Annotated in this window: 21 protein-coding genes; 11 read left to right on the top strand and 10 right to left on the bottom strand. The window is 51.6% G+C overall.

The features are described from left to right. The first annotated feature begins 134 nt into the window (after window positions 1-134). From J1784_RS08050 to argD, 7 genes are all read left to right on the top strand, one after another. Window positions 135-1,418 carry a cytosine deaminase gene (locus tag J1784_RS08050; RefSeq protein ID WP_217148751.1) on the top strand — a complete coding sequence of 428 codons (1,284 nt, stop codon included), beginning with the start codon at window positions 135-137 and terminating at the stop codon, window positions 1,416-1,418. Between the two features lie 143 nt (window positions 1,419-1,561). Beyond that, on the top strand, window positions 1,562-2,128 hold the full coding sequence (gene ppiA / locus J1784_RS08045) for a peptidylprolyl isomerase A (RefSeq protein ID WP_217148750.1): 567 nt from the start codon (window positions 1,562-1,564) through the stop codon (window positions 2,126-2,128). 154 nt (window positions 2,129-2,282) lie between these two features. After that, window positions 2,283-3,806 (top strand): helicase HerA-like domain-containing protein, encoded by a 1,524-nt coding sequence (locus J1784_RS08040; RefSeq protein ID WP_217148749.1) that lies wholly within the window; start codon window positions 2,283-2,285, stop codon window positions 3,804-3,806. A 106-nt stretch (window positions 3,807-3,912) separates the two neighbouring features. Then, window positions 3,913-4,083 carry a YhfG family protein gene (locus J1784_RS08035; RefSeq protein WP_217148748.1) on the top strand — a complete coding sequence of 57 codons (171 nt, stop codon included), beginning with the start codon at window positions 3,913-3,915 and terminating at the stop codon, window positions 4,081-4,083. Then, window positions 4,073-4,675 (top strand): putative adenosine monophosphate-protein transferase Fic, encoded by a 603-nt coding sequence (locus J1784_RS08030; protein ID WP_217148747.1) that lies wholly within the window; start codon window positions 4,073-4,075, stop codon window positions 4,673-4,675. Before J1784_RS08035 ends, J1784_RS08030 begins: the two co-directional genes overlap by 11 nt. Before the next feature lie 89 nt (window positions 4,676-4,764). Then, entirely contained in the window at window positions 4,765-5,340 is a 576-nt protein-coding gene (locus tag J1784_RS08025; protein WP_217148746.1) for an aminodeoxychorismate synthase component II, read from the top strand. 134 nt (window positions 5,341-5,474) lie between these two features. Then, window positions 5,475-6,692 carry a bifunctional acetylornithine/succinyldiaminopimelate transaminase gene (gene argD / locus J1784_RS08020; protein WP_217148745.1) on the top strand — a complete coding sequence of 406 codons (1,218 nt, stop codon included), beginning with the start codon at window positions 5,475-5,477 and terminating at the stop codon, window positions 6,690-6,692. Window positions 6,693-6,859: 167 nt separating this feature from the next. On the opposite strand, the gene J1784_RS08015 is transcribed toward argD, so the two are convergent. Both J1784_RS08015 and crp read right to left on the bottom strand, forming a co-directional pair. Continuing rightward, window positions 6,860-8,935, bottom strand: a complete 2,076-nt coding sequence (locus J1784_RS08015; RefSeq protein WP_217148744.1) for a YccS/YhfK family putative transporter — start codon at window positions 8,933-8,935, stop codon at window positions 6,860-6,862. 61 nt (window positions 8,936-8,996) lie between these two features. After that, window positions 8,997-9,629, bottom strand: coding sequence for a cAMP-activated global transcriptional regulator CRP (crp, locus tag J1784_RS08010; protein WP_013573634.1), 633 nt, complete (start codon window positions 9,627-9,629; stop codon window positions 8,997-8,999). Between the two features lie 363 nt (window positions 9,630-9,992). Between crp and J1784_RS08005 the strand changes: the two genes are divergently transcribed. Next, window positions 9,993-10,400, top strand: coding sequence for an OsmC family protein (locus J1784_RS08005; RefSeq protein WP_217148743.1), 408 nt, complete (start codon window positions 9,993-9,995; stop codon window positions 10,398-10,400). A gap of 1 nt (window position 10,401) precedes the next feature. Here the strand turns inward: J1784_RS08005 and J1784_RS08000 are convergent, their stop codons facing one another. Continuing rightward, the gene (locus tag J1784_RS08000) at window positions 10,402-11,313 is read right to left on the bottom strand and encodes a LysR substrate-binding domain-containing protein (protein WP_217148742.1); all 912 of its coding nucleotides are present in this window, start codon (window positions 11,311-11,313) and stop codon (window positions 10,402-10,404) included. 191 nt (window positions 11,314-11,504) lie between these two features. Between J1784_RS08000 and J1784_RS07995 the strand changes: the two genes are divergently transcribed. Continuing rightward, on the top strand, window positions 11,505-12,695 hold the full coding sequence (locus J1784_RS07995) for an MFS transporter (protein WP_217148741.1): 1,191 nt from the start codon (window positions 11,505-11,507) through the stop codon (window positions 12,693-12,695). A 15-nt stretch (window positions 12,696-12,710) separates the two neighbouring features. Then, the gene (locus J1784_RS07990; protein WP_217148740.1) at window positions 12,711-13,895 is read left to right on the top strand and encodes an amidohydrolase; all 1,185 of its coding nucleotides are present in this window, start codon (window positions 12,711-12,713) and stop codon (window positions 13,893-13,895) included. A 5-nt stretch (window positions 13,896-13,900) separates the two neighbouring features. Here J1784_RS07990 and J1784_RS07985 read toward each other — a convergent pair whose 3' ends face one another. The 7 genes from J1784_RS07985 to J1784_RS07955 all read right to left on the bottom strand — a co-directional run bounded on the left by J1784_RS07985 (window position 13,901) and on the right by J1784_RS07955 (window position 20,111). Continuing rightward, complete coding sequence (locus tag J1784_RS07985; protein WP_112288608.1) at window positions 13,901-14,770, bottom strand: phosphoribulokinase; 870 nt, start codon at window positions 14,768-14,770, stop codon at window positions 13,901-13,903. A gap of 269 nt (window positions 14,771-15,039) precedes the next feature. Further along, window positions 15,040-15,357 (bottom strand): hypothetical protein, encoded by a 318-nt coding sequence (locus J1784_RS07980; protein ID WP_217148739.1) that lies wholly within the window; start codon window positions 15,355-15,357, stop codon window positions 15,040-15,042. Window positions 15,358-15,417: 60 nt separating this feature from the next. Next, window positions 15,418-16,332 (bottom strand): hypothetical protein, encoded by a 915-nt coding sequence (locus J1784_RS07975; protein ID WP_217148738.1) that lies wholly within the window; start codon window positions 16,330-16,332, stop codon window positions 15,418-15,420. A 1-nt stretch (window position 16,333) separates the two neighbouring features. Next, window positions 16,334-17,335 carry a type VI immunity family protein gene (locus tag J1784_RS07970; RefSeq protein WP_217148737.1) on the bottom strand — a complete coding sequence of 334 codons (1,002 nt, stop codon included), beginning with the start codon at window positions 17,333-17,335 and terminating at the stop codon, window positions 16,334-16,336. A 38-nt stretch (window positions 17,336-17,373) separates the two neighbouring features. Further along, window positions 17,374-18,507: a DUF4150 domain-containing protein gene (locus J1784_RS26485; protein WP_238485448.1), complete on the bottom strand. Its 1,134-nt coding sequence runs from the start codon at window positions 18,505-18,507 to the stop codon at window positions 17,374-17,376. 357 nt (window positions 18,508-18,864) lie between these two features. Further along, window positions 18,865-19,110 (bottom strand): YheU family protein, encoded by a 246-nt coding sequence (locus J1784_RS07960; RefSeq protein WP_217148736.1) that lies wholly within the window; start codon window positions 19,108-19,110, stop codon window positions 18,865-18,867. Next, window positions 19,107-20,111, bottom strand: coding sequence for a hydrolase (locus J1784_RS07955; protein WP_217148735.1), 1,005 nt, complete (start codon window positions 20,109-20,111; stop codon window positions 19,107-19,109). The genes J1784_RS07960 and J1784_RS07955 overlap by 4 nt, the downstream gene beginning before the upstream one ends. A gap of 100 nt (window positions 20,112-20,211) precedes the next feature. Here J1784_RS07955 and J1784_RS07950 point away from each other — a divergent pair, with 100 nt between their 5' ends. Continuing rightward, complete coding sequence (locus J1784_RS07950) at window positions 20,212-20,814, top strand: LysE family translocator (protein ID WP_217148734.1); 603 nt, start codon at window positions 20,212-20,214, stop codon at window positions 20,812-20,814. Window positions 20,815-20,856: the final 42 nt, after the last annotated feature.

The following is a 20,856-nucleotide window of genomic DNA, read 5'->3' as shown; positions in this document are numbered from 1 at the left end:
CTTAGGTGGTATTTGACTGATTTCATTGGGTTTTTATGTAACCTTTCGATTTATAAACACTTTCAGGCTATTGTTCTTAGATTGGCTATAAAATCACTGATGATGAAGTCTTTCTGAAAACGATGAGGTAACGCGTGACGAAAACTCCTTTGCGTATCATTAAAAATGTACGCCTGCCTGACCGGGAAGGGCTGTGGCAGATAGATATCGAAGACGGCGTGATCCGCCATATTGCTTCTCAGCTGGATAATGCCGACTACGGCGAACATATTCTGGACGGCGAAGGCGGGCTGGCAATACCTCCTTTTATCGAGCCGCATATTCATCTCGATACCACTCAGACTGCCGGTCAGCCATCGTGGAATCAGTCAGGCACATTATTCGAAGGCATCGAGCGTTGGGCAGAACGCAAGGGGTTGCTGTCCCATGAAGATGTCAAACAGCGCGCGTGGCAGACGCTGAAATGGCAAATCGCCAACGGCATTCAGCATGTGCGCACGCACGTTGATGTTTCTGACCCCACGCTCACTGCGCTGAAAGCGATGCTTGAAGTGAAAGCCGAAGTCGCGCCGTGGGTGACGCTGCAAATTGTGGCGTTTCCGCAGGAAGGTATAATGTCTTACCCGGACGGCGAAGCCCTGCTGGAAGAAGCGCTGAAGCTGGGCGCAGACGTCGCGGGCGCAATCCCGCACTTCGAATTCACCCGCGAATACGGCGTGGAATCACTGCATAAAACTTTCGCGCTGGCGAAAAAATACAATGCGCTTATTGATGTGCATTGCGACGAAATTGACGACGAGCAGTCACGTTTTGTTGAAACGGTCGCAGCGCTCGCGCTGCGTGAAAATATGGGCGCACGCGTCACCGCCAGCCATACCACGGCGATGCATTCCTATAACGGTGCTTACACGTCGCGGCTATTCCGTCTGCTTAAGATGTCGGGAATTAACTTCGTCGCCAATCCGCTGGTGAATATCCATCTGCAGGGGCGGTTTGATACCTATCCGAAACGCCGCGGCATTACGCGCGTCAAAGAGATGCTGGATGCCGGTATTAACGTCTGTTTCGGGCATGACGATGTGTTCGACCCGTGGTATCCGCTGGGTACCGCTAATATGTTGCAGGTGCTGCACATGGGGTTGCATGTTTGCCAGCTGATGGGCTATCAGCAAATTAACGACGGGCTGAAACTCATTACGACTTTCAGTGCGCGTACTATGAATCTGGACGGTTACGCACTGGAAAGTGGCAACGCCGCCAGCCTGGTGATCCTGCCCGCAGAAAGCGGTTTTGATGCGGTGCGCAGGCAAGTCCCGGTTCGCTATTCCATTCGTATGGGCTCGGTGATTGCTGAAACTCTGCCTGCAAAAACAACTCTTCATCTCGATAAAGATTATCCCGTTGATTTCAACAGCTAACCTTTCAGAATTTGGTAGTAACAATTTGAAATATCTGAAAAAGTTACCGTAAAGCGTAAATAACCGTAAAGGTCTGGCGCTGAGGTTAAAGGCTCTTTAGAATCAGTGGGATCTGTTATTTGTATTTTTGGAAAGGAATTGTCATGTTTAAACGTACTTTGGTGGCCTTAACTGCGGTGCTTTCCCTGACTGCAATGTCGCCGGTTTTTGCTGCCGGACAAACTCACGTCATGCTGACCACTTCAGCAGGGAATATCGAACTGGAACTCGACAGTGCTAAGGCACCGGTTTCCGTGAAGAATTTCGTTGATTACGCCCAGAGCGGATATTACAACAACACCATTTTCCATCGCGTGATCCCGGGCTTTATGGTTCAGGGCGGCGGTTTCACTGCGGATATGCAGCAGAAAGCGACCAAAGAACCTATTAAGAACGAAGCCGACAACGGCCTGCGTAACCTGCGCGGTACCGTAGCGATGGCGCGTACGGCGGATAAAGACAGTGCAACCAGCCAGTTCTTCATCAACGTGGCGGATAACGCCTTCCTGGATCACGGTCAGCGTGATTTCGGCTATGCCGTCTTCGGTAAAGTCATCAAAGGGATGGACGTCGTAGACAAAATGTCACAGGTGAAAACGGACAACGTCGGGCCTTACCAGAACGTACCGACTACGCCGATTGTGATTTTGTCTGCGAAAGTCCTGCCTTAATTTTTTAGCCTTGCAGTTCCTTTCTTTAGTAGAAGATGAAGCCTCCGCCAGCCGGGGGCTTTTTCTTGCCCATTTTATGCCCCTTTCTTGACGCCCATCCCGCTGACTAATAGGTTTTAAGGAACGCCCTGCGTCCACTTTCAAGGAAAATGAAATGAGTGAAGCCCGTCTGATTGCAAAAGCCATGAATGAAGGTAAACCGGCACAGGATCTGGTGATCCTCCCCGCGCTGGCCAACCGCCACGGACTGATTACCGGCGCGACCGGTACCGGCAAAACGGTTACGTTGCAAAGAATGGCCGAGCAGTTTTCCCGTATCGGCATTCCGGTGTTTCTGGCGGATGTGAAGGGCGATCTGTCCGGCATCGGTGCAGACGGCGTGCCTTCTGAAAAACTGAATGCCCGGCTTGCCAGTATCGGCGTCACCGGCTGGCAGCCGCAGTCGTGCAGCATTATCCCGTGGGATATTTTTGGTGAGAAGGGCCATCCGATCCGCGCCACGATTTCTGACCTCGGGCCGTTGCTGCTGGCGCGATTACTGGATCTGAATGACGTGCAAAGCGGTGTATTACAGCTGGTCTTTAAGATTGCCGACGACAATGGTCTGCTGCTGCTCGACATGAAAGATTTGCGCGCGATGGTGCAGTTTACCGGCGATAACGCGAAACAGTTTCAGACGCAGTACGGCAATATTTCCTCTGCTTCCATCGGTGCCATCCAGCGCGGACTGCTGACGCTGGAAGGTCAGGGCGCCAACCAGTTCTTCGGCGAGCCAATGCTGGATATCAATGATCTGATGAAAACCGATAAAAGCGGTCACGGTATTATCAATCTGCTGGCGGCGGATAAGCTTATCAATCAGCCGAAGCTCTACTCTGTTTTCCTCCTGTGGCTGCTGGCAGAACTGTTTGAGCATCTGCCGGAAGTGGGCGACCCGGAGCAGCCGAAACTGGTGTTCTTCTTCGATGAAGCGCATTTGCTGTTTAACGACGCGCCGCAGGCGTTGCTGACCAAAATCGAGCAGGTGGTGCGCCTGATCCGCTCCAAAGGCGTGGGAATTTACTTCGTGACCCAGAACCCGTTGGATATTCCCGACAGTGTGCTCGGACAACTGGGTAACCGTGTACAACATGCGCTGCGCGCCTTTACGCCACGGGATCAGAAAGCCGTGAAAGCGGCGGCGCAAACTCTGCGGGCGAATCCGGCTTTCGATGCTGAAACAGCCATTACTGAGCTTGGCGTCGGCGAAGCGCTGGTGTCATTCCTTGATGAAAAAGGGCGTCCGGAAGTGGTTCAGCGGGCGATGGTGATCGCGCCGGAATCCAAAATGGGCATGCTGGGCGAAGATGAACGCAACAAAGTGATTAACCAGTCCCCGCTGTATGGCCGCTACGAAGACAGTATTGACCGCGAATCGGCGTATGAAAAAATTACCGCACAAGGTTTCGGCACGGTGACTACGCCGCAGCAGACTGGCACGCAAAAACCGGCAGAACAAACGTCTTCCGGCGGCGGTCTGATGGGGGGACTGAATGACATTCTGTTCGGCAGCACCGGTCCGCGCGGGGGCAAACGCGACGGTGTGGTGCAGGTGGCTGCCAAAAGTATGGCGCGAGATTTAGGACGCCAGATCCTGCGCGGCGTACTCGGTTCGATTATGGGGGGCCGTAAAAAGTAATTTTCGATTAATCCGAGTTTAGGGGGCGTTTTCCGGTGCCCTTTTTTCTCCGTCTATACTTAACTCCACAAGGTATGCGCCCGATGGCGGTAACCAGGGAGGAAATATGGCCAAGAAACTGACACTCAGACAGCAGGAAAAACTCTTTCGCGAACGTCAGCGGCAGAACTTTCAGGCCAGCAGCGCGCTGGATGGCCTTGAGGTGGAAGTCGTGTCTCTGGATAACGAGCAAATCGCACAACGTCTGGCCGAACTGAGGGGGCACTATGAACGATAAACTCGTGGCCGGTGCGGATCCTTATTACTATCCCGGCATCAATGTCCTGAAAAACTCTCTCGAAATCCGCGAAGCCCATCGCCTGCTACAGGCTGAACTGGCTTTTACGGCACTGCGCGCCGCGGCGATGCCGCTCGGTCCGGCCGTGATGGGATTGCCACATCTTTGCGCTATTCACCTGTCGCTCTTTCAGGATATTTATCCCTGGGCAGGGGAATTTCGGGAGATCGACATCTACAAAGATGATACCCAGTTCTGCCATTTCGAATACATCGAAAATGAAGGCAACGGTCTCATGCAGGAGCTGGAGGACGAGGAGTTTCTGGTCGGATTGCCACTGGACAAGCTCGCGGAGAGGCTGGCGCATTACTATACCGGCCTCAATCTGCTGCATCCGTTCCGCGAAGGCAACGGGCGGGTGCTGAGGATTTTTGTCGAGCAGCTGGTTATCCACGCAGGTTATGACATTGACTGGTCCAAAATCAGCCGTGAAAACTGGCTGGCCGCCAATAAAACGGCGGTGTTTGGCGATGAAACCGATCTGGTCGCCATCTTCAACAAAGTCATCAGTGAAATTGATGATGAGCATTGATCGGCCCGATCAGAACCACAAAATACTGAGTCCGTGCTGAAAAATGCGTAGAATCGCCCGGTAAATTTTCGACTTTTACCGGAAACGCTATGCTGCTGCTGATCGACAACTACGACTCTTTCACCTACAACCTCTATCAATACTTTTGCGAGCTGGGCGCAGAGGTGAAAGTGATGCGTAACGATCAGCTGACGTTGACCGATATTGAGCAACTTACCCCGTCACATCTGGTGATTTCTCCCGGCCCCTGCACGCCGGATCAGGCGGGGATTTCCCTGCAAGCCATCACTCATTTTTCCGGTCATCTGCCGATCCTCGGCGTCTGCCTCGGGCATCAGGCAATGGCGCAGGCATTTGGCGCGAAAATCGTGCGGGCGCGTCAGGCGATCCACGGTAAAACCTCTCCGGTCCGCCATACCGGCCAGAGTGTATTTTTCGGGCTGAACAATCCGCTGACGGCCACCCGCTACCATTCGCTGGTGGTTTCCCCTGAAACGCTGCCGGACTGTTTTGAAGTCACCGCGTGGACCGAGCGGGAAGGCGGGCGCGACGAAATAATGGGCATCATGCACAAAACCCTGCCGCTGCACGGGGTTCAGTTCCATCCGGAAAGCATTCTGAGTGAACAGGGTCATCAGCTTCTGGATAATTTCCTTAAAATCTAACCGTTTAGTTCCTCGTTAACATCGCTGCAAAAATAACTTACCCATCAGGTGCGATTTCTGTTTGCCTGTATGTGATTTTTTATGCATATTTTATGATTATGTTTTCATATCACAATCAGTAAGGGCGAAAGGTTATGGCAGATAAATCAGCGGTAGATCGGGGTACGTTCGACAAAGTGATTTTGCCGGTTTATTCACCTGCGAAATTTATTCCCGTTAAAGGTAAAGGCAGTCGTGTCTGGGATCAGCAGGGCAAGGAATACGTTGATTTCGCTGCGGGCATCGCGGTGACAGCGCTGGGCCATTGCCATCCTGCTCTGGTAAAAGCGTTGCACGAACAGGGTGAAACTCTGTGGCATTTGAGTAACGTATTTACCAATGAACCTGCGCTGCGACTGGCTCAGAAGCTGATCGACGCGACCTTTGCTGACCGCGTGTTTTTTGCCAATTCCGGCGCTGAAGCCAATGAAGCCGCTTTTAAACTGGCGCGTTATTATGCTTCGCACCGCCACAGCCCATACAAAAGCAAGATTATCGCTTTCCATAACGCTTTCCACGGCCGTACATTGTTTACCGTTTCTGTCGGCGGCCAGCCGAAATATTCAGACGGTTTCGGTCCGAAACCTGCTGACATTGTGCATGTACCGTTTAACGATCTGGACGCGGTGAAAGCGGTGATCGACGACCATACCTGCGCTATCGTTGTCGAGCCAGTGCAGGGCGAGGGCGGTGTGACGGCGGCTACGAAAGAATTCCTGCAAGGTTTGCGTGAGCTCTGCGATAAGCATCAGGCGCTGCTGGTACTCGATGAAGTACAAAGCGGGATGGGGCGCAGCGGTAAGCTGTTCAGTTATATGCATTACGGCGTGACGCCGGACATTCTGACCTCCGCCAAAGCGCTGGGTGGTGGCTTCCCTATTTCAGCGATGCTGGCAACCGAAGAAGTGGCCTCGGTGATGGAGCCGGGTAAACACGGCACCACCTACGGCGGTAACCCGCTGGCCTGCGCCGTCGCCGAAGCCGCGCTGGACATTATCAATACGCCAGAAGTGCTGGCAGGTATCAACGAGCGTCGCGAGAAATTCATCAGCGCGCTGGATGCCATCAATCAGAAATATCAGATTTTCAGCGAGCTCCGTGGTCAGGGTCTGCTGATCGGTGCTGAGCTTTCCGACGCATATAAAAACCGCGCGGGTGAATTCCACGCCGCCGCTGCTGAATTCGGTCTGATGATGCTGATTGCCGGACCTAACGTGATGCGATTTGCGCCATCGCTCGTTATCGACTTCGCGGATATTGATGAAGGGATGAAGCGGTTTGAGAAGGCTGTGGGGAAAGTTGTAGGGGGATAAGCCCTGCGATCCCATCTGCGGTTGAATTTAAGATCCTTCGGGCGGTTTCGGCGCAGCGCTTTAAATGATCACCGTACTTGAGAAACCGAAACTTTCGCAATCCGTTTAAAAGACCGTCAGTGCGCGGCCTCCGCACAGTAAAAAGGGGATTTGAAAGGAGCTCCCCTTCACGCTTTCCGCGTCAGCCAGATCCCATGATGCGGCCTCTGCTTCCACGCCAGTGACGAAATGGTATGCATCACGCTGAGGTGCGAAATCACGCGCCGCAGGTGGCGTTCCATTTCGGTCAGCGGCATATCGGGATGCAGTTCCGGTGCAATGATCGGCGTGCTCTCATTTCCCGGTCCGTCATAAAGCAGCCGTTGCTGGCAACTCTGCAACGCGATTTCACAGGTCTGCAAATATTCCGTCGCCAGTTTCTCCGGCAGCATGTAGTGCTCGCGGGCGAGAATAGTCATGGCGTTGATGTGCTCGACGATAAACTGACTGTGCGTCACCCACAGGCGCATATCCGCCAGATAATGCGAGTTAAAACCCGGTTCCTGCATCGCCTGATTCAGTGAAGTGAAAAGCTTATTGTGCGCCTGATTGACCTGCATGCGGGTGTAAGCGAGCTTCGGGGTGTCCGGATTTTCTTCAAGCAATAATCGGATGGCATCCTGATAGGTTTCCAGCGCCTGATGCGCATTCTGGCGCAGCAGCCCGCTTTGCCATTGCGGCCACAGCCAGATGGTGCCACCGAAAGCCAGCGCGCAGCCGATCAGTGTATCAACCAGACGCGGAACCAGAAAATGCACGCCGTTCATCGCCAGCAGTTGCAGGGTGTAAACCGCCGTGACCGTCATCCCGACCATCGCCAGCCCGTAGTTTTTCCGCAGCACCGTATACGACACCAGAGTGACGATCAGCATGCACATCAGCGTGATGCCCTCGGGTAATTCCAGTTTCAGTAATCCGGCGGCAATCAGTAATCCGGCCAGCGTACCCAGCGCACGGTGCTGGATACGCACGCGTGTGGCGTTATAGCCGTTCTGACTGACCAGCATGATGGTCAGCAAAATCCAGTAGGGCTTGGGCAGATTGAAGAACAGTCCCAGGCTGCTGCCAATTGCCAGAATAATCCCCAGACGCGCAGCATTGCGCAGGGCGGAAGATTTAAAAGAGAGATAACTTTTTAGCGCAGGCCAGAACGGTAAACGCGGCTGAGTGTTCATCAGGTCGCGGCGATACAGCGGGCGTTGGGTACGCAGAAGTCGCGCAATGCGGCTGAAATGGTAATAGCAAAACTGGCCGACCGGATTATCAGGGTTGCGTGCGGCGATTTTCTCCAGCGCAGCCAGTTCATTCGCCATCGTAAACCGCTCGGATAAACGGTGATAAAGAATGTCATCGGCAATGACACGTAAACGCGCAGAAATCACCTGTGCATTACGGCGGATAACCGCTTCGGCATGGCTTTCCTCAACCAGTTTCTGCACTTCTTCCGGCTGATGCAGGCTCACTGTGATGTGTTCCTGCAAATCGAGCGCGACCTGAAAACGCTGAAAAAGTCGCTTATGGTGATGATGATGTCCGTGCTGCGGCAGCATGTGCAGTTGCTGATAAAGCAGGGCGATCAGGTCGATGACCTGCTGCTGGCGCGTCAGCAGTGGCGGTAATGCGGTTTCCGGGTCGGTATGTTGCGTCAGCAGGCTGTATTTGGCTTCGAAGTAATCCGCGAGTTGAAGATAGAGCTGGCTGAGGGTTTCGCGCATCGGCTGTTCTTCTGAAATACGAAACCACGCCCAGTTGAACAAGCCGTACCAGGCGGTGCCTGCGGCGAACAGTACCGGAGCCTGCCACATCGGGCGTACGCCGACCATACTCAGCGTGAAGATGGTGGCGACCAGTGCGCCGGGCAACAGCCGCGCATGCAGCGGGCTTATTTCGCCGGTCACGCCAAGCAATAGCGCCAGCGAAAGCATGATCAGCGGCAGGGGAATGTGCCAGCTTTCCAGCATGACTTGCAGCAGAATGCTGCTCACGGCAAACAGAGAGCCGCCGACGATCAGGCGTTTGAAAAAGCGTTTGTGCGGAGTATCCAGACCCGCGACGTTACAGCAGGCAGGACAAAGAGAAAACAACAGACCCATTTGCAGATTGCCGAACAACCAGCAGATACCAACAGGCAGGCACAACACCAGCGTCTGGCGCAGCGCGTAGTTAACTTCCGGATGGTAAAACAGTCTTCGCCATAGCGTCATGGGTAAAGCTTAGCCCATAAAAAAGGCGCGACAGTGTTCAGTCGCGCCGATTTTTAATGGATTAACGTGTGCCGTAAACGACAATCGTTTTACCGTGTGCGGAGATCAGACTCTGATCTTCCAGCATTTTGAGAATTCGTCCGACTGTTTCACGTGAACAACCGACGATTTGGCCGATTTCCTGACGAGTGATCTTAATTTGCATCCCGTCCGGATGGGTCATCGCATCAGGCTGTTTAGCCAGATTAAGCAGGGTTTGAGCGATACGACCTGTTACGTCGAGGAAGGCAAGGTTGCCGACTTTCTCTGACGTCACTTGCAGACGGTTTGCCATCTGCGCGGAAAGACGCATCAGAATATCCGGGTTAACCTGAATCAGCTGGCGGAATTTTTTATACGAAATTTCAGCCACTTCACAGGCAGTTTTTGCACGAACCCACGCACTACGTTCCTGACCTTCTTCGAAGAGTCCCAGCTCGCCGATGAAGTCACCTTGGTTAAGGTAGGACAGTATCATTTCTTTGCCTTCTTCATCCTTGATTAGGACAGCAACTGACCCTTTCACGATGTAGTAAAGCGTTTCGGCTTTTTCACCCTGGTGAATCAGCGTACTTTTAGAAGGATACTTATGTATATGACAGTGAGACAGGAACCATTCAAGAGTCGGGTCTGTTTGTGGCTTGCCGAGAACCATTTGCTATTATCCTCTGTTGTTATCGCTGCCCAAAATCACAGGGCTCAGAGTTCCCTGTACGGCACTTCAAATTCAAAAGCGCCCTTTCAGCATATAACTCCCCAGAAATGCTGCAAGCGGGTGTCGGAGTGAAACAGCCTGATTATTGCCGTTATCACCATGGGTTCTGTTCTTAAACCGCGAAAACCGTCACCGCAATTCACTGGAAAGTATGTTTCGGCTTTGTTTGTAGCACAGGTTTGCAATGCTGTCTTCTGTTGTCTCGCTTCAGCATGATGGCGATCGGGTTACGTTGCCAGATTTTAGGTGAAAGGGTAGTCTGAGGGGAAAGTTTGACGAATTTATTCACCGGGAGAATATGACATGCACGCACGCGTAAAATGGGTAGAAGGGCTGACGTTTTTAGGCGAGTCAGCGTCAGGCCATCAGATTACTATGGATGGCAATGCGGGCGATAAAGCGCCGAGCCCGATGGAAATGTTGCTGATGTCCGCTGGCGGTTGCAGCGCCATTGATGTGGTGTCAATTTTACAAAAAGGCCGCAACGATGTCCGTGACTGCGAAGTGAAACTGACGTCACAGCGCCGTGAAGAAGCGCCGCGTCTGTTCACGCATATCAACCTGCATTTTATCGTCACCGGTAAAGACCTGAGTGATAAAATTGTGGAGCGTGCGGTCAGCCTGTCTGCCGAAAAATATTGCTCGGTTTCACTGATGCTCGGTAAAGCGGCAACCATCACTCACAGTTTTGAAGTGATCAGCGTCGAATAAATCAGGTCCAGTCGTAGGACTGGCACTGGTTGCGCAGTAAATCCAAAAATCGTCGCGCGGCAAACGTCAGCGGCGATTTTTGCGAATAAAGTACACAATATTCCGCCTGCGGCAGGGCGTCGATATTAAGCAGACATAATCTGTCTTCCAGTCCGAACGGCGCTTTCATCGCCCGCGCCACAATAGTCAGATAATCAGTCTGCAATACCATATTCAGCCCGCACACCACCGAATCAGTATGCACCGGCATTTCTGCTGCCGGCTGATGAAATCCGCCCATCGACAGCCTGATTTGCTGGTAATACCCCATATCCGTTTCAGGTAACAACCAGCGTGCGTACTGTAATTCTTCAAGCGTGGTGGCACCCGCCAGCGGATGTCCGCGCCGGGCTATAACGCCGAAAGGCGCGCTGAACAGCGGTTCGCGCACGAGATCCTCCAGCGGTAACCCCGGTCCGGCGGTACCGACGGCAAAATCCAGTTTTCCCTCGCGCAGCGCAGGTAATAGTGTGGAGAGTTGCCCCTCTTTGATGAGCAGTTTGGACTGCGGAAACTGCGTCTTGAATTCTCCGGCCAGCCCCGGCAAGACCGTCAGCGCCAGCAGCGAGGATAATCCAATGGCGACAGAACCCTGAGAATACTGGTCAATCTGGCGTATCTCGTCCGCGGCGCGCTCGAGTTCTTCCAGAATAAACTGCATGCGGCGGGAAAACGCCCGACCCGTTTCGGTCAGCGTCATCCCCTGATTGCCACGCACAATCAGCTGAGTATCGAGCGCTTGTTCCAGTTCCCGTAATGTCCGGCTGACGGCTGGCTGCGATTGTCCCATCGCCCGCGCTGCGCCCCGAATACTGCCACTGCGTATAACCTGCTGGAAAACCTTCAGTTGCTGTAATTTCGGCAAATAGCGCATTGGACTCCTATCAGTAAAAAGCATCACCCGCCCAAAAATTGCATCTTATGGCCGCGCTGTAAAGCTGATAGCGTCAGCAATGTGAAAATAATGCGTTGTTATTCAGTTGATTACGTGACGTATGTCGCATTTTACTTTTTGCCCGACAGGGCGAATCTCTGGCGTAGTGATAACAAAAAGGGATATCCGCTATGAAAAGTCGTTCCCTGATGATCTTCCTGCTATTTGTCGGCTATGCCGTGGTGTATATCGACAAAACGGTTATGGGCTTTGCATTACTGCCGATTGAACGCGAATTTAATCTGCAACCGGAACAGCTGGGATATATCACCGGAATTTTCTTCCTGGCCTATTCATTGTTTCAGATCCCCGCGGGCTGGCTGAATGATCGGTTCGGCTATAAAAAAGTGCTCGGCACATCATTGTTCCTGCTGGGCGGCTTCGCGCTGTGTTTCGGGGCACTGGGCTTTAGCCTGGGATTACTGGTCACATTCCGTTTTCTCTCCGGCGTCGGCCATTCCGGTTATCCCGCATCATGCGCCAAAGCGGTGGTGTCTAATTTTGCAGTGGAGAAACGTACTTTTGCTCAGTCGATTTTGCTGTCCTCCGCCGGGCTGGCGATGACCGCCGGGCCGCTGATTGCAGTGTACAGCCTTGATCACCTTGGCTGGCGCGGTTCCTTCTCTATTCTCGGATTACTGGCGTTCACCATTGCTGCCGCGATTGTGATTTTTGTGCCCAATCCACCGAAAGCGGAAGCCCGCCCGGGCGCGAAAACCGGTTATCGCGAGTTGCTGAAAAATCCCATCGTCCTGCTGCTGTTTATCTCAATTTTCTGCATCAATATTCCGTCTTACGGCCTGATGGCGTGGTTGCCGAAATATCTGGTGCAGCAGCGCGGGATGTCGCTCGACGTATCCGGCCTGGTGGTTGCTACCGGCGGACTGGGTATCTGGATTTCGTCGCTGGCGACCGGATGGCTGGTCGGGCGATACATGCAGGGCAATGAGCCGAAGGTCATTTTCTGCTGCGCACTGCTCAGCGCGTTGTGCATCTGGCTGGTCTTTACGTCGGCATCGGCAGTTACGGCCGGGCTGTTCCTGTTCCTCGGCTACGTTTTCCTGATGACCTCCTTTGTGACTGTCTTTACGCTGCCGATGAAACGCCTGCCTTCTGACGTCATGGGTGCGGCGATGGGGATCATTAATACCGGCGGAACCCTCGGCGGATTTGTGGCGCCGATTGCGATGGGATATCTCATTACCGCCAGCCACGGCTATCTTTCTACGTTTGTATTTCTGGCGCTGGCTATGGTGATGGCCGGTCTGGCTATCCTGCCGCTGGCAGTGAAACCTCGTGCGCCAATGCGCGATGTGGCTTAACTGAGGAGAAGAGTGATGACTTTTAATTTCGATGCAATGCTGGCTGAAGTCAAAGCGGACGTTCTGCGCTGGCGCAGACATATTCATGCCCATCCTGAGCTCTCTTTTCAGGAGCATAAAACGGCGGCGTACATCACAGAGCAGCTGGAAAGTTTCGGCGGACTGACCCTGACACATCTGACGCCCAACAGCGTGATTGCTGATCTGAAAGGGGCACATCCGGGGCCGAGGTATGCGCTGCGGGCAGACATCGATGCATTGCCGATCCAGGAAGAGAACGATGAACCCTTCTGTTCCACCGTGCCTGGCGTGATGCACGCTTGCGGACATGATGCTCATACCGCGATGTTGCTGGGTGCTGCGAAAGTGCTGACTCAATGCCGCTCAGAGTTGCATGGCTCCGTGCGATTTATCTTCCAGCATGCAGAAGAAGTGCCGCCTGGCGGTGCACAGGAACTGGTGGATCTGGGTGTGCTGGACGGAGTGGCAAAAATCTTCGGCCTGCACGTTATGCCAAATTCTCCGACCGGCGAAGTGGGGCTGAAAGAGGGCGTATTCTGTGCCTCCACGGATAACTTCGATATCATCATTACCGGCAAAGGTGGCCACGGTTCAATGCCACATTTGTGCATCGACCCGGTGGTTATTGGCGCAGAAGTCGTCACTGCGCTGCAAAACGTCGTGGCGCGTCGTGTTGATCCGCTTCAGGTGCCGGTGCTGACTATCGCGACCTTCCAAAGTGGTGAGAGTTATAACGTGATCCCGGAAAGGGTAAAACTTGCCGGTACCCTGCGGACTCATCACAGCAATGTGCGCGAACAGGTGCCGCAGGTGATGGAGCAGATTATCGCAGGGATTACGGCGGCGCATGGCGCAACATACGAACTGCGCTGGACACGGGGCTACGTGAACGGTGATAACCATCCTGAGGCCTGCACGATTGCGCGTCAGGTGGTCGAAAAAACATTGGGACCACAAGCTCTGCATGAAGTCACTCAGCCGCTGTTTGGCGGAGAAGATTTCTCTTCCTACCAGCAAAAAGTGCCGGGGTGCTTCCTGTTTATTGGCAGCGGGAATGAGAAAATTGGCGCGACTTACGGCGTGCATAACCCGCGTTTTCGTCTGGATGAAGAGGCGTTACAGATTGGCGTCGCATTGCATGTCGGGTTTATCCGTCAGTTGCTGATGAACGACGCCTGAGTCCGTTATTCGATCTTTTTCCCTTCCATCAGGCGCTGCACCAGCGGCGCCATAATCAGCTCCATCGCCAGCCCCATTTTTCCGCCCGGTACCACCAGCGTTTTGATGTGTGAGATAAACGAGCCCTGCAACATCGCCAGCAGATAAGGGAAATCGATATCGTCCAGTCCCTGGAAGTGAATCACTACAAAACTTTCATCAAGGGATGGAATGGCTTTTGCAGCAAACGGGTTCGAAGTATCGATAGTCGGCACACGCTGGAAGTTGATATGTGTGCGGGAAAACTGTGGCGTGATGTAACTGATATAGTCATCCATCGAACGCACCACGGAGTCCATCACCGCTTCACGGGAATGTCCGCGCTCGCCGGTGTCACGAACCAGTTTCTGTATCCACTCAAGGTTGACGATAGGAACCACGCCGACCAGTAAATCAACCTGAGCGGCAACATCAATTTTGTCCGCGACGACGCCGCCGTGCAGCCCTTCATAGAAAAGAATGTCTGTCGGTTCCGGGAGCGCCTGCCACGGCGTAAAGGTGCCCGGCACCTGATTGTAGGGAACGGCTTCGTCATAAGTATGCAGATACTTGCGCGAACGGCCGGTACCGGTTTTACCGTATTCGATAAAACTTTTTTCCAGCAGACCAAAGTCGTTGGCTTCCGGCCCGAAATAGCTGATATGACGCCCGAGGTCACGCGCCTTACGGATCGCTGCATCCATTTCAGGTCGGGTGAAATGATGGAAACTGTCGCCTTCCAGCTCAGCCGCACGCAGGCCAAGCTGCTGAAATATCTTACGAAATGCCAGGCTGGTGGTCGTGGTGCCTGCTCCGCTGGAGCCGGTCACTGCAATGACAGGATGTTTTGCTGACATAGTGAGCTGTTCTCCATAAAGGTGATGCCGGCAAGCGCGCTGTGGTCTTTTCTGGGGGTGAAGACCTGGTGTTAACGCTGCGCATATTTAAGCCTATTGTTACCATAATTATTCGAGAAGTGACAGGAGCGTAGCAGGCAATCCATTGTTGGGTGAGCCTCTTACTGCGTAACGATGAAGCGCAGACCGGAAAAGTTATGGTCATGATCTGCGCTTTAAAAAAATATTGATCTGTCAGGGTTTCGCCGCGTTCGACACCGACGTTGTCATCACTCCGTTTCGAATATTGCCCAGTGTTCGGCACTTATGCCGCCTTCGACGCTTTCAATTAATTCTTCTGCGTCATCAAGCCCGGCACATTCCCAGTAATCGTCGCTGAACCAAAGACTTAACCGGCCATCTGTTTCGTAAACGAACACAACTGTTCCATCACCAGCGATCACTTTTGCCGGGCTGTTTTCAGCAACGTCACCGCTTACGGCAATAGCCGGTACGCTGTGTTTCAGATCCTCGACACTCATTTCTGCCGAAGTCAGGGCTTCTTGTTCTGATTTAAATGAATCTAACTGGTATGCAGGAATAAACATGATATCCATCTCTCTTTATGATGATTTTCCCGAAGTAAATATCTCACGGGCCACGTTGTATTAAATATTAATTTCATTCCATCTTTTCGCCCAGCGCGTGTAGATATCAGGATCCCAATTCACTGACCATATCATGTCATCCCTATCAACTATGAATGGGGACAATTTGGATGAAAGGTTTTTGTATTCGTGAAAAACGGTCATGTTATCGGGTTCGATATTATTACGATCACAAACTGAAGGGTGTTCGCCTGTCAGAAATGTGACGATATCGGGGAGTACATCCCAACCATCCTTCACGGGATCGGCGTAATTTATCGTCGTTTGCCAGTTTACAGTTCTGAGTTTATTCCACCACCAGCCGTTCTGAACACAAACGATATCTTGTAAATCAGCGCCCAGATAGCGCATGCAGGATACCTGCATTTCTACAGCCGATTTTTGTGCAAATGGATTCATAACAAACCGGTAGCCTAAAGATGCCCAGAAAAAACGTGAACTCATGGCTGTGATAATATTGTCACGAACATATTTCAGGTGTTCCCATGCATCAGTCCGCGATGTACTGAGCTGAACAGAAACAACACAAGCCTGATCGGGAAAGTTGTTTTGACTCAAAGAAATGCAAAGGTCATCAATATAATTAGATGTTAATGCCTCCACTGCGCAAATTTTTAAAACAGTTTGTTTTTTCCGTATTTTTCGCACTGCAGCTGCTTTCATCTCCGCCAGGATTTTCAACCATAATTCTGGCGTCATTGCTCCAGGCCATCCACCCTGATCTTTATCGTGCGAAAGTACGCTGATAGATTGTTCATTCGAAAATGGAAAAGCTTCAAGATTTAATAATAAAGGAAACAGACAATCAAAAAACTCACCGAGTTCCGTATTTCTCTTAAACCTGAAAATAATCTCTAAAACCGGTGCAATACTTAGCTCTTTATCAATTATCCAAAGTGTATCGTTAATCTGCATTTTATTTTATATCCGGCAGATCAAAAAAACGGGTGAACCATTTTTTACATTCTTCTTCATCATCCATACCGGAGACATACAGATAATCCGTGTCCAGTCTTTCGGCCATCCGATGAAGAGGTTTTAATCTTTGTGCTACAGCGCGATAACTGTCGAGGCGGTCATTTCTCATGGTATCACCCAGCAACGGCGTTTCACCGATGCGGATTAGGACGCCGTTTTGCACAAATGGAGTGACCTGAACCTCTGCGATGGCAGACATTTTCTGCTGTAACTCAGCGATGCCGCCCATCCGTTGGCAAAACTCAGCGCCTAACAGTGTTATCCAACCCAAACTGGTAATACCGTCTGTTGTCGCAGTCCACAATGATTCTATGCGTGGATTGGGTGACATGATCCCGGGATGTCGGTTAATCCACTGTTTTATATATTCTTCTAAATCTTTGTGTCCTACTACTGCGCAACCATCAAAACCTAACGCAAATCCGGCATAACCCCAGGATAAAGGAAAGTCCCCGGTCAGTCGTTTAATGTAAGCCTCAACGCCTTTGACACCCCGCTCTGCCAGCCAGGACAAGGGTAATGAAATACGGAAATAACTACGGCTAGGTTGACTTAACTCAGGATAAGCCTTGTTATATTCCCAGTCGAGGAAGGGCAGCCTGCGGTCCCTTTTATTAATCCCAGCATAAAGCTCTACGCTTATATTATCTTTTATACGACTCCGGACATTTCTCAGCCATTCAAAAGGAACCGATTTATTTTTTTCGGTAATTCTTACTCCGTAACTCTGGTTTCCGTCATAAAGAATACGGTTAACCTGACTGCCGAAGTCTTCCCAAAAAACTTTATAGGGGGTCAGTAAGCTTTCGGGTGCATTTTCCTTCGTCACGGTTTCCAGACTGAATAAGGTGATGCAAAAACAGGGTTCAAACCGTGTGATATCGTCTTCTTCAAGGCGGTAGTCTGAGAAAATATTAATACTCTCCTGCAGTGTGGTCATTTTTAGTCCTTGATGTGAAATTTGTCTTTGTGAACTGATTACAGAAGTAAGGGAATTGGTCCGCCGCCCGGCGCGATACCAAAGGTTTTGGCAGCCGACTCACTGAGTTTTCGGATAAATTCTTCTACTTTTTGTCGCATCCTCACTTTTTCCCTGTCATCCTTATCATCGCAGCCGCACTCTTTCTCATAAATAAGGCGGACTTTCTTCTGCATACCTGCGTTGAGTGCGATTTTCTGATTTTTTGTAGCTTCATCACCCTCAAACTTAATCTCAATAATTTGATGAATATTGTCCCATTCAGCGGTTAACCCGGGATCTTTTAAGGCAACCAGATCCCAGATAACAACTTGTTCTTTACCCATTTGCCTTGCTGTGCCGAGCGCTCTTCTAACCGATGCCGGAGCAGTCGGGCCTTCGCTGTACGTGGTTCGGCCACTGCCTGACGTAATAAGGTCCTTTGAAAATATTTTATAAGGTACTTCGGTCAGGTAACACGGATCCTGCGGTGTTGCGCCGTACCAGGGAATTGTTCCTTTCTGATTAAACTCTTTCGCAAAACATTGCTGGCGCGGACCGGTCTTTAAACCTTTGTCTACGGTTTGGGGTAACTCTGAGTCATCACTTAGAAACCGCTTCATCATTTCTTGCGCCAGCCCCAGTGCTGGAGCCGAGAAAAATTGATCTATTTGCTTCCTGAATTCCTGCGCAATGAGGTTGCGGCATTTGCAAATGGCCTCACAGATTTTATCGATTAATTCAAACTGAGTGAGATCGGCCTGACACAACCCCGCCATGTTTACCGTATTGTGATGATTCATAAACATTTTGTCAGTCAACCGGCAGGCGGGCTGACCTTCAAAAAATACGTTAAATGAATGGCTTATCCAGTCAGCTTCTGCCCGGTTAGTCCCTGACTTGATGCCACCCATGCTGCCAGACTCGTCAAAAACGCTGCGTGCAAACTTTGAGCCGAAATTGGCGATCATATTACCGCCGTCGGCAAACACGCTGCTGGTGCCGTTGGTTAAATCGGCAGAATACGCTTCGTTGTCATAAGGTACGGGAACAGCAAAAGGAGGTGTCTTACACACATCGGGCAACGTGTTGTGAGTCACCCCGCCACTGCCTTTATGACATAACGTTAACCCATTAATATTTATGGTTATCATGCTTTCCACTCCCTGGATTCTTGGTTTAACCCCTTTTCGGAACAGGGTTAGTCATCATCACGTAAAACATATTGATCTCTTGCCACAACGGGTCACACCCAGGTCATTCCTTTGAGTGCGTTTCAATCCATTAATGAGAAAGTGATTTTTTTAGTGTTCCATTACTCTGATAAATATAAATAAATCATGGAGTTAAACAAATTTTCGCAAAGATAAACCTGATGCAAAATGCAGGCTGCGATGAAGATCACAATTTTCAGGAAGGGGGGAGAAGTAAAGCTTAACAATCGCGGGAGGATAAGATGAGAGTGATTGGTCGGAAGATCAATCACTCGGAATTTGGCTTAAAACTTCTTTTTACCAATCCTGCGGCACTTCTTCCTGTCCTGCGCGGAACTGGCCGCGGGGCATAATGTTCAGGGTTTCATGCAATTCTGACCAGACCAGCACGATCTCGCCGCTTTTCAGCTGGCGTTTCACGTCATCGACTTTTTGCTCCAGAGAACGTTCCTGCTCGCCGTAGTCGGTGCCTTCGCGAAGTACGAAGGATTCCACCACGCTGGTGAGCAGTTCGGCGTCCAGTTCCTGCCAGGGAATAATCAAAACAATGCTTCCTTTTTAAGTTCGGTCGTTGGTTCTAAATGCGGAGCGATCCAGGCCGGAATGCGCTGTTCCAGCCACATTTTCGGATGACGCAGGCTCCCGGAAACAAAGCCGACATGCCCGCCGTGCTCCGTCAGCTGATATTCCACACAATCCGGTAGATCTTCTGCTTTCGGAATGACGTCCGGCGTCATGAACGGATCGTCCTTGGCATGGATAATCAGTAACGGCGTTCTGACCTGTGACAGCAGCGGCATCCCGCTGCAACGGCGGTAATAATCGAGCGCGTCAGTAAAGCCGTGCGCCTTTGAAGTAATGGCATCGTCGAAATCACGAATGCGGCGCATGGCTTTCAGTTGCGCCAGCGTCACCGGCAATGTTCCCGGATATTTCGCCAGTTTGCGCGAGGCGTTGCCTTTGAGCTGATCGAGCAGATAACGCTGATAAATCCGCGATGAACCCTGTTCCAGTCGGTACGCACAAGGTTCCAGCATCAGCGGCGCGGACACCACAACGGCCGCTTTAAGGGTACAGTTTTCGCCTTCCTGACCGAGATAACAGGCCAGCATATTGCCGCCCAGTGAAACGCCGACGGCACCCGTCGGCACTTCGCCATAGGTTTCACTGAGCCAGTGAATGAAAAAGCGGGCATCTTCGGTTTCGCCGGAATGATAAATCCGCTGAAGTTTATTCGGTTCGCCGCTGCATCCGCGAAAATGCATCACCACGCCGAGCCAGCCTTGGTCTTTCCACGCCTGCAATAAACCGTGGGCATAAGGGCTGTAAAAGCTGCCTTCCAGACCGTGAAACAAAATCATACGCGGTTTATGCCGCGCCTTTTCCGGGTCTTCGCTCCAGGCTAAATCCAGAAAATCGCCGTCCGGCGTATCAAGTCTTTGCCAGTGAGGTTTAAGTTTTGCATGACGGCGCACCAGCCGCGGTAACAGCGTCTGGATGTGCGGATTACTGGCCCCGCGCAGGGGACGAAAGGATTCAACCATAAGATGAATAAATTTCTCTTAAGAGGCTCTTGTGCGATCAATATCACGCTGTTAGCTTCAATGCTATCGCACATCTTTCGGGTCGGAGTACCCAAATTAAATGGAACTCGGTTTATTTTTCTCTATGCTCGGATTTTTATGGGTCGCCGCTATTACCCCAGGCCCGAACAATATGTTGTTAACCACGTCCGGCGCTAACTTCGGTTTCTTACGCTCAATCTGGCTGATGGTCGGCATTATGCTCGGTATGCAAAGTATTTTGCTGCTGGTGGCCTTCGGCGTTGGCGGGCTGATCACGGTTTATCCTGCGTTACACCTTTTCCTGAAAATCGCCGGTAGCCTTTACCTGCTGTGGCTGGCGTGGAAGATAGCGACGTCGGCCTACGAAAAGCTGGAAACCGGTGCGCCGCCACCGAAGCCGATCCGGTTATATCAGGGCTGGTTACTGCAATTTCTCAATCCGAAAGCCTGGCTGATGGGACTGGGGGCGGTTGCGAGTTTCAGTCTGGCAGGCGCAGCGTATAACCATTCGATTGCCGGTATCAGCCTCGGGATGTTCCTGGTGAATCTGGTCTCTGGGATCATCTGGCTCGGGTTCGGTACCGTGATTGGTCGCCTGCTGCGCAGCAAGCGCGCGTGGTACACCTTCAATATCGCGATGGGTATTCTGACTGCGGCTTGTGTGTTGTTGATCTGGCATTAAGATAAAATGAAAAAGGAGCCTCGTGGCTCCTTTCCATTATCT

It is taken from the genome of Rahnella ecdela (assembly GCF_019049625.1).
Classification (GTDB): Bacteria; Pseudomonadota; Gammaproteobacteria; order Enterobacterales; family Enterobacteriaceae; genus Rahnella; species Rahnella ecdela.
This window is presented reverse-complemented; position numbering and strand designations above follow the sequence as displayed.